9 protein-coding genes are annotated in these 11,976 nt (G+C 73.2%); 3 read left to right on the top strand and 6 right to left on the bottom strand.

The window, feature by feature from the left end; all coding sequences use genetic code 11:
• Positions 1-50: 50 nt before the first annotated feature.
• Both ACGFYQ_RS20680 and ACGFYQ_RS20675 read right to left on the bottom strand, forming a co-directional pair.
• Positions 51-2,072, bottom strand: coding sequence for a prolyl oligopeptidase family protein (locus ACGFYQ_RS20680; RefSeq protein WP_393745831.1), 2,022 nt, complete (start codon positions 2,070-2,072; stop codon positions 51-53).
• 30 nt (positions 2,073-2,102) lie between these two features.
• On the bottom strand, positions 2,103-3,158 hold the full coding sequence (locus tag ACGFYQ_RS20675; RefSeq protein WP_393745829.1) for an AI-2E family transporter: 1,056 nt from the start codon (positions 3,156-3,158) through the stop codon (positions 2,103-2,105).
• 114 nt (positions 3,159-3,272) lie between these two features.
• On the opposite strand from ACGFYQ_RS20675, the gene ACGFYQ_RS20670 reads away from it, so the two are divergent.
• A complete protein-coding gene (locus ACGFYQ_RS20670) occupies positions 3,273-4,571 on the top strand; it encodes an MFS transporter (protein WP_393745827.1) in 1,299 nt (432 codons plus the stop codon).
• An 81-nt stretch (positions 4,572-4,652) separates the two neighbouring features.
• On the opposite strand, the gene ACGFYQ_RS20665 is transcribed toward ACGFYQ_RS20670, so the two are convergent.
• Positions 4,653-5,756: a glycoside hydrolase family 20 zincin-like fold domain-containing protein gene (locus ACGFYQ_RS20665; protein ID WP_393745825.1), complete on the bottom strand. Its 1,104-nt coding sequence runs from the start codon at positions 5,754-5,756 to the stop codon at positions 4,653-4,655.
• Between the two features lie 167 nt (positions 5,757-5,923).
• Here ACGFYQ_RS20665 and ACGFYQ_RS20660 point away from each other — a divergent pair, with 167 nt between their 5' ends.
• Together ACGFYQ_RS20660 and ACGFYQ_RS20655 are read left to right on the top strand one after the other, a co-directional pair.
• A complete protein-coding gene (locus ACGFYQ_RS20660; RefSeq protein ID WP_393745823.1) occupies positions 5,924-6,733 on the top strand; it encodes an endonuclease/exonuclease/phosphatase family protein in 810 nt (269 codons plus the stop codon).
• 292 nt (positions 6,734-7,025) lie between these two features.
• Positions 7,026-8,462, top strand: a complete 1,437-nt coding sequence (locus ACGFYQ_RS20655; RefSeq protein ID WP_393745821.1) for a nucleobase:cation symporter-2 family protein — start codon at positions 7,026-7,028, stop codon at positions 8,460-8,462.
• Positions 8,463-8,559: 97 nt separating this feature from the next.
• On the opposite strand, the gene ACGFYQ_RS20650 is transcribed toward ACGFYQ_RS20655, so the two are convergent.
• From ACGFYQ_RS20650 to ACGFYQ_RS20640, 3 genes are all read right to left on the bottom strand, one after another.
• Positions 8,560-9,282, bottom strand: coding sequence for a transcriptional regulator (locus ACGFYQ_RS20650; protein ID WP_393745819.1), 723 nt, complete (start codon positions 9,280-9,282; stop codon positions 8,560-8,562).
• Between the two features lie 168 nt (positions 9,283-9,450).
• Complete coding sequence (locus ACGFYQ_RS20645; protein WP_393745817.1) at positions 9,451-10,275, bottom strand: MBL fold metallo-hydrolase; 825 nt, start codon at positions 10,273-10,275, stop codon at positions 9,451-9,453.
• Positions 10,276-10,395: 120 nt separating this feature from the next.
• The gene (locus tag ACGFYQ_RS20640) at positions 10,396-11,907 is read right to left on the bottom strand and encodes an alpha/beta hydrolase (protein ID WP_393745815.1); all 1,512 of its coding nucleotides are present in this window, start codon (positions 11,905-11,907) and stop codon (positions 10,396-10,398) included.
• Positions 11,908-11,976: the final 69 nt, after the last annotated feature.

The raw sequence follows: 11,976 nt of genomic DNA, 5'->3' as shown, positions 1-11,976 counted from the left end.
TTGACCGGTCACCGCGCCGGGGCCACCTCGACGGCGTCACGTCGACGGCGTCACCTCGACGGGGTCAGCCGCTCCCACAGGAAGGTGTGCACCAGGGCCTCGTTGAAGGCGGTCTGCCCGTGGTCGGTGGCACCCGCGTGGCCGCCCCCGAGGTGCTCGTGGAAGAGGACGGGATGCCCGAACTCGCGCAGCCGGGCGGCCATCTTGCGGGCATGACCGGGGTGCACGCGGTCGTCGCGGGTCGAGGTGAGCAGCAGCAGCGGCGGGTACGGGGGCCCGTCGGCCCGGACCTGGTGGTACGGGGAGATCCGCTCCAGGTGGGGCCGGTCGGCCGGGCTGTCCGGGTCCCCGTACTCGGCGATCCAGCTGGCGCCGGCGAGCAGCTTGTGGAAGCGCAGCATGTCCAGCAGCGGCACGTGGGCGACGACCGCGCCGAACAGTTCGGGGTCGCGGGTGAGCATCGCGCCCATGAGGAGGCCGCCGTTGCTGCCGCCCTCGATGCCCAGCTGGGCGGGGGTGGTGACGTCCCGGGCGACGAGGTCCCGGGCGACGGCGGCGAAGTCCTCGTACGCGCGGACCCGGTTCGCGCCCAAGGCCGCCTTGTGCCAGCTCGGCCCGTATTCGTGCCCGCCCCGGATGCCCGCGACGACGTAGGTGCCGCCGCGCGCGAGCCAGGCCCGGCCGGTGACCGCGCTGTAGTACGGGACCATGGAGATCTCGAAGCCGCCGTACCCGTACAGCAGGGTGGGCCCGGGGCCGGGGCGGTCCTCGGGCCCGACGACGAAGTACGGCACCCGCGTGCCGTCCGCGGAGGTCGCGAAGTACTGGCGCACGGCCAGTCCGGCGGTGTCGAAGAGCGCCGGTCCCTGCTTGACGCTCTCGCTGTCGCCGCCCGCGGTGCCCCGGTAGAGGGTGGACGGCTGGAGGAAGCCGGAGACGTTCAGGAAGTACTCGTCGCTCACGTCCGGATCCGTGCAGGTGACGGAGGCCGTGGACAGCGGCGGTACGCCCGCCAGCGGTGCGCGGCTCCAGCCGTCGGGGCCGGGGGTGAGGAGCTCCATCCGGGAGGAGACGTCGGCGCGGGTGGTGAGGACGAGGTGGTGGCGCGTCCAGCTGTAGCCGCCGAGCGCGGTGCGCTCGTCCGGGGTGAACAGCACCTCGGCCTCCCGCTCCCCCGCCTGGAAGGCGTCGAAGTCGAAGGCGAGCAGGGCGCCCGCGGGGTGGCCGAGCCACGGCGACTTGGTGGTGACGGTCAGCCAGTTCCGGTACACGGAGGCGCTCGCGTCGTCCGGCACGTCGATCTTCAGCGGCGCGGCACCGGGCTCCGCGGGGAGGAGGAACAGCTCCTGGTTCCAGAAGTCGATCTGCCGGTGGACGAAGTCCCGTTCGAAGCCGGGTGTGTCGTCGCGCCAGCCGGTGGCGGACAGGTCCGAGGGCCGGCCCTCGTAGACCGGTTCCGCCTCGGTGAGCGGTGTGCCGCGCCGCCAGCGGCGTACCTGGAGCGGGTAGCCGGACCCGGACATCGAGCCGGGACCGAAGTCCGTCCCGATCCAGACCCGGTCGCGGTCGATCCACCCGATCCGGGTCTTGGCCTCCGCGACCTCGAACCCGCCCCCGACGAACTCCAGGGTCCGCAGGTCGAACTCGCGCACCACGCAGGCGTCCGCGCCGTCCCGCGACAGCATGACCAGGGCGTGCCGGTGCTCGGGGGCCAGGACGCTGCTGCCCGCCCAGGCCCACTTCTCCCCCTCGGCCTCGGCCAGGGCGTCCAGGTCCAGGACCGTCTCCCAGGCGGGCCGGTCCTTTCGGTACTCCTCCAGCGTGGTGCGCCGCCAGACCCCGCGTACGTGGTCGGCGTCCTGCCAGAAGTTGTAGAGGTGGCCGCCCCGGCGGGTGATGTAGGGGATCCGGCCGTCGTCGTCGAGGACCTCGCGGATCCCGCGCTCCAGCTCCTTGAACCCGGGGACCCCGGCCAGCGCGGCCACGGTCTCGTCGTTGCGCTCGCGCACCCAGTCGAGGGCCGCCTCGCCCGAGATGTCTTCCAGCCAGAGGTACGGGTCTTCATCGCTCATCCGCCGATTGTGCAGGACGCGGGGCCGGGGTCAGGAAACGCCGGCCGACCCGAGGCGGTCGGCGCGCAGGGCCGTGTACACCGACCACGTCACCGACACCAGCGGGACGGCGACGACCGCGCCCACCACTCCGGCCGCGATGGCGCCCGCGACCACCGAGACCGCCACCACCAGCGGGTGCAGCCGGACCGCCCAGCTCATCACCAGCGGATGCAGCAGGTGCCCCTCGATCTGTCCGATGACCACGATCAGCGCGACCACCACGGCCGCGGTCAGCGGCCCCTTCGCGGCCAGGGCGACCACCGCGGCGACCGCGAGCGCGACCGGCGAGCCGACGAGGGGGACGAAGGCCGCGAGGAACTCCAGCAGCGCCAGCGGAACGGCCAGCGGCACCCCGAGGAAGTACAGGGCCAACCCGACGAGGACGGCGTTCGTCGCCGCGATCAGCACGATGCCGTGGGTGTAGCCGGTGAACGTCCGCCATGCCGCGCTCCCGGCGACCGCCGTGCGTGCGCGCGCCGCGGCGGGCAGCTGCGCGCAGAACCACGACCACTGGCGCTCGCCGCCGTGCAGGAAGAGGACGGCGGAGAAGACGGCGAGGGCTAGGACGGTGAGGACCTGCACCAGGTGTCCGGCCCCGCTGAGCGCCGTGCTGAGCAGCGTCGAGCGGTGGCTCGACAGGAAAGCGCCGACACGAGACTCGATGTCCGACAGCGCTCCGGGATCCATCCGGAAGGGGGGCCGCTCCAGCCACTTCTCGATGCTGCCGAGGCCCTCGCGGAACTCCCGGACCAGGGTGGTGCTCTCCCCCGCCACCGCCTCGCCCACCAGTGCGAGCCCGCCCAGCAGCAGCACCACGCCGCCGACCAGGCACGCGGCGACCGCCAGGGACCGGGGCAGGAAGCGCCCCAGCCAGCGGACGGGGCCGGTGAGCAGCGCCGTGACGACCAGGCCGAGGAACAGCGCCACGGCGATCTCGTGGAACCTCCCCAGCAGGGCGAAGACCGCGTAGACGACGGCGCCGACGACCAGCAGGCGCCAGGCGTACGACGCGGCCGTACGCAGGAAGGACGACACCGGCGGCATGACCCCATGGGTGCCACGGCGGAGCTCCGATGGCACGCGCACGGCCTCGGATTCGCCCGTCCGGGGCGGATAATCCGTTGCCGAGACCTTCGCGACCGCCGACGATGGAATCTCGTGAGTACTTCCCGATGGGCCTCGGTCCTGCCCGATCTCGCCCCCTGGCGCTCCAGCCGGGACTTCCGGCTGCTGTTCTTCCAGGGGACGGTCACGTTCTTCGGCTCGTTCATGGCGATGATCGCGCTGCCGCTGCAGATCAAGCACCTGACGGACTCGCCGCTGGCGGTCGGCGCGATGGGCGCGGTGGAGCTGGTTCCGCTGGTGGTCTGCGGGCTGTACGGGGGCGCCCTCGCCGACGCCGTCGACCGGCGCCGGCTGATCCTGCTGACCGAGGCCGGGCTCGGGGTGCTCGCGCTGGTGCTGCTGGTGAACGCGACCCTGCCGAGCCCGCTGTTGTGGCCGCTGTACGTGGTGGCGGCCGGTGTGTCGGCGCTGACCGGGCTGCAGCGGCCCGCCCTGGACTCGCTGATGGCCCGGATCGTGCCGCACGACCAGCTGACGGCCGCCGCCGCGCTCAACGGGCTGCGCTACCAGTTCGGCGCGATCGCCGGTCCGGCGCTGGCCGGTCTGGTCGTCGCGTACGCCGGCTACGCCCCGGCCTACTGCGTCACCGTCGCGGGGTTCCTCGTCTCCGTGCTGCTGTGCGTCCGGCTCGCGCCGGCTCCGCCCGTGCGGGACGCCGAACGCCCCTCGCTGCGCGCGATCGCCGAGGGCGCGCGGTACGCGTGGAGCCGTCCGGTGCTGCTCGGCACCTATGCCATCGACCTCGCGGCGATGTTCTTCGCGTTCCCGAACGCGATCTTCCCGTTCCTCGCGGACGAGCTCGACGCGGTGTGGGCGCTGGGCCTGATGTACGCGGCGGGCGCCGTCGGCTCGCTGGTGCTGGGGCTGACCAGCGGCTGGGTGTCGCGGGTACGCCGGCACGGGCTGCTGGTGGTGTGCGGGGCCGCGGTCTGGGGCCTGGCGATCGCGGCCGCGGGCTGGTCCTCCGGCATCTGGCCGGTGCTGCTGTGCCTCGCGGTGGCGGGCGCGGGCGACATGGTGAGCGGGCTGGGCCGCGCCACGATCTGGAACCAGACGATCCCCGAGGAGCTGAGGGGCCGGCTGGCCGGCATCGAGGTGCTCTCGTACAGCGTCGGCCCGCAGCTCGGCCAGGTCCGGGCGGGCACCATGGCCGGCTGGACCGGCACCCGGGCGGCCTTCTGGAGCGGCGGTCTGGCCTGCGTGGCGTCGGTGGCCGCGCTGGCCGCCCTGCTGCCGAAGCTGATCTCCTACGACGCGGACACCGACGAGGACGCCCTGCGCCGCCGGGCGGCCCAGGAGTCCCGCTCCCGGGCGGCCGCGGCGACGGCGTGAGGTCCTGATCCGGGCGGAGGGGCGGTACTCGCCCGGTGCGTGCCAGGCCCCACCAGCCAGACGGGACTTTGACGACACGACCTACGGCCAGGGCACCTCGGGTGTGCGGGAGTACCGCACACCCATCGCGTCCAGGCGCGGGCCCTGCGCCGCGAGCCGCCGGCGGTACGTGTCCCAGTTCAGGGCGGCGGGCGGTGACCAGCCGAGTTCGGCGACGCCGAGGACCTGCTGGAACTGCCCGTGCTCCGGCGGCGCCTCCACGCCCAGGACCGCCTGGCGCGGCAGTCCGGGCAGGCAGTCGCCCGGGTCCCACTCGTACGCGCGCCGCACGGACACCGCCCGGTCGGCGGGCGACAGGATCACCCGGGCGCCCGCCCGCACCGCCTCCGCGAGCTTCGCGTGTTCCGCCGCGCCCGCACCGTCCTGCCGCGCGTAGGTCACCACCGCGCCCCGGGCGGCCTGCCGCCGCTCCGGGACGACCTCCATGTAGCGGCCGCGCGCGTGGCGGACCAGTTCCCGGTACTCGTCCCGGGTCCAGACGCCGTGCGTGCGCAACACGTTGATCTTGTAGAGGGCGAGCTGGTCCACGTACCTCTTCAGCCGCTCGACGCCGTCCTCGGGGCGGACGGCGTCGACCGTCGCGGCCCGGTGGGCGAAGCGCGGTGTGTCGGTGACCGCGCCGCCCGCCACGGTCCACGGCCCGCCGCCCACGGGCAGGAGCTGACGGAGGGTCTGGGTACCGCGGAACAGGCCGGCGGGCCGGTACGCGGTGACGAGGACCCCGTCCTCGCCGGACTGGAGCCGGTAGCCCTCCTCGCCGAAGCTTCCCGCGTACGGGTCCAGGCGCAGGCGGATGCCGTCCGTGCCCGCTCCGGCGTCGGTCTCCTCGACCGGCAGCGGCAGGCGCGCGGTGCGGCGCCAGGCGGCGGCGAGCTGTTCGCCGATGGCGCGGACCTCGCCGGAACCGGCGGTCGTACGGATCACCGTGCGCGCGCCGAGGGTGTAGCCGGGGCCGCCGGGTGCGATGGCGGCCGGCGCGGGGATGATCCGCTGGTACGGAGTCGCTTCGGCCCGTCCGACGGGCGCGGCGGAGTCCAGGAGGTGGGCGGCGGGAGCGGAAGAGGCCGCGACGGCCGCGCAGAGCAGCAGGCCACCGAGAGCGCCGAAGGCGACGGGGAGCTTCATCAGACCAGGAATAGGTCAGTTCCGCCGGTTTTGCCGGTATGCGCGTCCGGGGCGGGCGGAGCCCATCCGAAAGGACCCCGTCGGCACGCCGGGCAGAGCCCGGCATCGGAGGGCGCGCGCGGCTTGTCGTCGGGCGAGGAACCGTCCGCGGCCGCTACCGTCGCCTGATGACGCCGACCCGTCGTGGCGCCCTGGCGCTGCTGGCCGCCGGACTGCCCGCTCCCGCGCCCGCTCCCCCGGTCCCGGTGCGCGTCGTCTCGTACAACATCCACGCGGGCGCCGGCGCCGACGGCGTCTTCGACCTGGACCGGCAGGCGGCTGCCCTGCGCGCCCTGCGCGCCGACGTCATCGGGCTCCAGGAGGTCGACGTCCGCTGGGGTGCCCGCAGCCGGTGGCTCGACATGGCCCGTGAACTCGGCGGGCGACTGGGCATGCGCGCCTCGTTCGCCCCGATCTACCGCATCGGCGGCCGCGAGTTCGGGGTGGCCGTCCTGTCCGGTTTCCGCGTCCTGGGCACCGCGAACCACCGCATCACCAGGCTCTCCACCCAGGACCCCGGGCCGGGGCGGCCGAGGCCCGCGCCCGCGCCCGCGCTCGCGCCCGGCTTCGGGGAGGTCGTCCTGCGGGTGCGGGACGTACCGCTGCGCGTGTTCGTCACCCATCTCGACCACCGCGCCGATCCCTCCGTACGGACGGCGCAGGTGGCGGAGACGCGGCGGATCATGCGGCGGGCGCCGGGGCCGAAGATCCTCCTCGGTGACTTCAACGCGCCGCCCTCCGCACCCGAACTGGCCCCGCTATGGCGCGAGTTGACGGACGCGGACCCGGGCGGGTTCACCTACCCCGCCCGCGAACCGGTCGAGCGGATCGACTTCGTGGCCGTATCGGCGGGCGTACGGGTGCACGCCGCGGCGGTCGCCGGCACCCTCGCCTCCGACCACCGCCCGGTCGTCGCCGACCTGCGACTGGAGCGCTAGGCCCTGTCCGGCGAGCGGGGCAGGGGGTTACTCGCGAGGAAACACGGCCTTTGGCTATGGTGAGCGCCCTCCGGTCGAATCCCCCTTCGGATCCCAGGATCAAATGCGGATCCGATGTGTCGATCGAAGGATGTCCTGCCAATCCAGGACGCCCTACGCAGTGCAGAGCGACGTGGTGTCGGCAACACCGCCCGGCGTCGGCTCGGTGCGAGCCGACCTGCCTTCGTCCTGTCACCCAGGGCTTGAGGGCGGCGGTCCTCTCATTCACCTACCTCGCGAAGGCAAGGCAGAGATGGCAAGAATCTCCCGACAGTCCTCCCGGCTCTCCCGACAGCAGCCCCACCCTGTCGACGAACTGCTCCCGGTACCCAAGCTCGCCCTCTACGGCTTCCAGCACGTCCTCGCGTTCTACGCGGCGGCCGTCATCGTCCCGGTCCTGCTGGGCAACGCGCTGGGCCTCTCCCGCCAGGAGCTCGTCCACCTCATCAACGCGGACCTCCTCACCTGCGGCGTGGCCTCGATCATCCAGGCCCTCGGCGTCTGGAAGGTCGGCGCCCGGCTCCCGCTGGTCCAGGGCGTCACGTTCACCGCGGTCTCGCCCATGATCGCCATCGGCACGGGGGCGGGCGGCGGCACCGCCGGCCTGCTCGTCGTCTACGGGGCGGTGATCACGGCGGGCATAGCCACGTTCGCCTTCGCACCGCTCTTCAGCAAGCTGGTGAAGTACTTCCCGCCGGTCGTCATCGGCACGATCCTCACGATCATCGGCATCACCCTGATCCCGGTCGCCCTCCAGGACGCGGCCGGCGGCGCCCATCTCATCGGCACCCCTGCGTACGGGGATCCGAAGAACCTCGCGTACGCGCTGGGCACGCTCCTCTTCATCCTGACCATGGTGCGGATCGGCAAGCCGTTCCTCAGCAGCCTCGCCGTCCTGCTCGGGCTCATCGTCGGCACGGCGGTCGCGTGGCTCTTCGGCGACGCCGATTTCGGCGCGGTGCGGGAGACCGACTGGTTCGGGGTCACCACGCCGTTCCACTACGGCATGCCGCGCTTCGAGCTGCTGCCGATCGTCGCGATGCTCGTCGTCATCCTGATCACCATGGTGGAGACCACCGGGGACGTGTACGCCATCGGCGAGATCACCGACAAGAGGGTCGACGCGGACACCGTCGCCCGGGCGCTGCGCGCCGACGGCGTGGCGACCGTACTGGGCGGCATCCTCAACTCGTTCCCGTACGTGGCGTTCGCCGAGAACATCGGGCTCGTGCGCATGTCCAAGGTGATGAGCCGTTACGTGGTCGTGGCGGCCGGTGTGTTCATGGTCGTACTGGGGCTGTTGCCGAAGGCGGGCAGCCTGGTCGCCTCGGTTCCGCACCCGGTGCTGGGCGGTGCGGCGATCTCCATGTTCGGCATCGTCGCCGCGGTCGGCATCCAGATCCTGGGGAAGGCCGATCTGCGCGATGAGCGCAACACCCTGATCCTGGCCGTCAGTCTGGGCGCCGCGCTGCTGCCGACCACGGTCGCCCCGTTCTTCGACCGGATGCCGGAGGACATGCGCGCCGTGCTCAACAGCGGGATCACGCTGGGCGCCCTCACGGCGATCACACTGAACCTGCTCTTCAACGTCTTCACGAGCCGCTCCACGACGGAGATCGACTGGGAGGACATCGAGGAAGGGGACGGCGGCGGCCCGCCCGGTCCGCACGTGGGAGCGGCCGCCCGCTGAAGCCGGCCGGGCCGTGGGCCGGGACCGCGGGCCGCCGTCCGGCCGGAGCCGTGGGCCGGGAGGGGTGCGCACACCCGGCCCGGCCCGCCGCGCCGTGTCAGCGGCCGCCCGCGGGGAAGGGCGACGCCTCGCCCTCCTCGCCGATCAACTCCCAGAAGTGGTCGACGAGTCGGCGCAGGTACGCGGCGCGCTCCGCCGCGACCTCCTTGAGCCTGGCGTCCGCGTTGAGGGCGACCAGGTGCCCCATGTACCGCTCCGAGAACTCCGAGAACTCGGCGTGCATCGTCTGCAGCGCGTCGCCCACACTGGTCGCGTCCACCACCACGATCTCGGCCACCGGCTCGACATGTGCCTTCCACCGCCCGTCGACAGCGGAACGCAGGTGCTCGGACAGCTCGTCCACCCGGCCCATGATCCCGATGAGCTTGCGCAGGGACAGCCCCAGGGCCTCCACCAGCGCCCTGGTCTGCCAGGCGTCCCCCTGCCAATGCCGTGCCGACTCGGCCGCGCGGTACTCGGACGGGTCCATGCCTATCCGGTACGCCAGCCGCTCCACCGTGAGCCGGCCGGCCAGCCGGTGCTCGGCGAGCGTCTGCGGCTCGACGCCCATCAGCGTCTTGGTGTCGCACCACAGGACGTCGGCCAGGGAGAAGAGCTGCTGGTCGGAGGGGGTGTGGGAGCCCTGTTCCCAAGCCGCCACCAGCTCCGGGTGGACGGGGGTGCCGCAGGCCGCCATGGCCTGGGCAACCTGGACCGGGCTCAAGCCCATACGGGCCCGGGCGGATCTGGCCTCGGTGGGGGAGAACGGAGTGCTGTACACGTACGAGACACCTCGCAACACCCTGGGGCGCGCGGCGCCCGAGGGGAGACGGATTGATGGATGAACACCAAGAGCGGGCACAGTAACAGATGTTCAGTGGGGCGCAACCGCCCCAACTCCTTCAATTCCAAGGTGCTGCACAGCGTGTACCAGGCAATCAGTAACCGTCTACGCGGGTCCTCCTGGCGCGGGGCCTCCGGGTTCGAAGCCCGCGAGCATCTGTTCCAGCGCGGCCTGGTCCGGACCCACGAACGGGCTGAGGCCCGGGGCGCCCGCGACGGTGTCGACGAGCCGCGAGGTCAGGCCGACCGCCGGGGGCAGGTGGGTGGACAGGACGGTCTCCGGGTCCATGGCGCGCAGCGGCTCCACGGTGGCGCGGAACCGGTCCGCGTCCACCAGCTGGACCCAGGGGCTGTCCACGCTCGCCCACAGCATCTGGGCCGCGCGTAGGTCCTCGGCCTGCACGGCCGTGACGTCGGTGCCCGTGGCGAGGTCCGCGGTGGGCAGGGCGGCGCCGAAGCAGTCGGAGCTGAAGCAGGTGCGGGAGCGGTCGTCGTAGAAGCCGACGGTGGCCGGATTGTCGAACAGCGGGGGCCGGAAGGCGTGGAGCTTGCGGTCGCCCACGTCCAGGCTCTGGCCCGGATTGAGGAAGTACACGCGGTCCATCGGCAGCAGACGCTCGGTGGACATGATGCCCGCGCCGATGAACGTGGTGACCAGGCGCGCCCGGGGTGCGGCTTCGAGCAGCGCAAAAAGGCCGCCCGTATGGTCGCGGTCGGGGTGGGTCAGCCAGATCCACCGCACGTCCGCTGGGTCGATCACGGAACCCAGCGTGTTGAGGAAGTCGCGGTCGGGCAGTCCGAGGCCGGTGTCGACGACCACCGGCTCCGCGGCGTGCAGGACGAAGGCGTTGACCGGGAGGAAGCCGATCCCCGGCACCTCCAGGCAATCGGCGAGAACAGTACTGTCGGGACCAATCTTGTGCGTGCTCATGGCGCTCTCCACGGGCCGCGGCGGCCCTGCGCCGACCCGGCCCTCCTTCCCATCCTGGCGCGGCCGGGTTGCGGCCGCGCGCGGGACGGGGTGCGGCACGGGTGCGGGTACCGGCCGTGGTCAGTCGGCGCAGTACGCGTCACGGGCGGGACGCTCGCCGGTGGCGAGGAAGGCAGTGACGGTACGGTCACCGCACGCGTTGCCGTTGCCGAGGTAGACGCCGTGGCCGCCCTGCTCGACCGTGACCAGCCGGGCCCGCCCGCCCAGGGCCTCGCGCATCTTCAGGCCGCCGGAGTACGGGGTCGCCGGATCCCGGCGGCTCTGGATCATGAGGATGTTGGACGGCCCCTCGTCGGTGATCCGGGTCGGCTGCTCCGCGAGCCCGGTCTTCCAGAAGGAGCAGGGCAGCACGTTCACCGGCAACCCGGCCGTGAGCGGGTGCCGGGCGCGGTCCGCGGCGACCGCGCGGCGGTACGTGGCCATGGGCGTACGGGGCCACGCCACGTCGTTGCAGATGACCCCGACCATGAGCGCGGCGTCCTCGTTGCCGATGGGCTGCGCGAGCTCCGGCGGCAGTGCGGGGGTGCGTGCCGGGTCCTGGGCCGCCTTGACGAGCCGGGCGAAGGAGGCGAAGGCGGAGTCGCTGTAGAGCGCGTTCTGCAGGGCCTGGCGCAGGCCGTTGCCGGTCAGCGGCACGCCCGCGGTCGTGGACTCGCGCGGCGCCCGGTCCAGCGAGGCCGCGAGCGCGAGCACCAGCGGCTCGACCTCCTGCGGCGTTGCGGCCAGCCGCAGCCCGTCCCGGTCCCGGTCGGGGTGGGCCGCCCAGGCCGCAAAGTCGGGGAAGCGGTCCTCCACCCCCTGCGCCATATTGGCCAGCCAGCCGCGGGCGACCCGCTGCGGGTCGGGGTCTCCGCTGCTGTCGAGGACCCAGCGGTCGGTGCGCCGCGGGAACTTCTGCGCGTACACGGCCCCCACGTACGCCCCGTACGAGACTCCCCAGGCGGACAGCTTGCGCTCACCGAGCGCCTCACGGAAGCGGTCGATGTCGCGGACCTGGTTGGCGGTGGTGAAACTGCGCAGCACGGGGCCGCCGCTGCGGGCGCAGGCCTCGGCGGTGCGGCGGGAACGGGCGGCGATCTCGGTGATCTCGCCGTCCGGGCCGGGCCAGGACCGCAGGCTGGTCAGGTAGCGGTCCTCGGGGGCGAGTTCACAACTCGCGGTGGTGCTGCCGCCGACCCCGCGCGGGTCGAGGGCGACGAGGTCGTACGCCCCGCCCAGCTCCCTCTGCAGCGCGGCGCCCTTCTGTGCCAGCCGCTGGACGCCGGATCCGCCCGGGCCGCCGGGGATCACGATGAGGGAGCCGCGCCGGGCCTGCGGGCGGTCACCGGGGATCCGGGAGACGGCGACGGTGATCTGCCGGCCGCCGGGGTCGGCGTAGTCGAGCGGGACGGGCAGTTCGGCGCACTCCTGCGTGGCGGGACCGCCCGGCTTGGCGCAGGGATGCCAGGTGAGTGCCGGGGCGGCCGCCCCGGTGCGGGCGGCGGCGGGGGCCGCGGTGGTCGCGGCCAGACCGGTGGCCGCGGTGGCGGCGGAAAGGGCGAGGAGCAGGGCCTTGCGCGGGTAAGTCGTCATGGGGCAAGCCTTGTTGAGCCGGCCCCGGACACCCATCCGGCAGGCCGGTCGGCCCTCGGTGGGGCTATC

The sequence above is a fragment of the Streptomyces sp. NPDC048258 genome, from assembly GCF_043201995.1.
Classification (GTDB): Bacteria; Actinomycetota; Actinomycetes; order Streptomycetales; family Streptomycetaceae; genus Streptomyces.
Note: the sequence above shows the minus strand (reverse complement) of the source record. Positions and strands in the feature narration are given on the sequence as shown.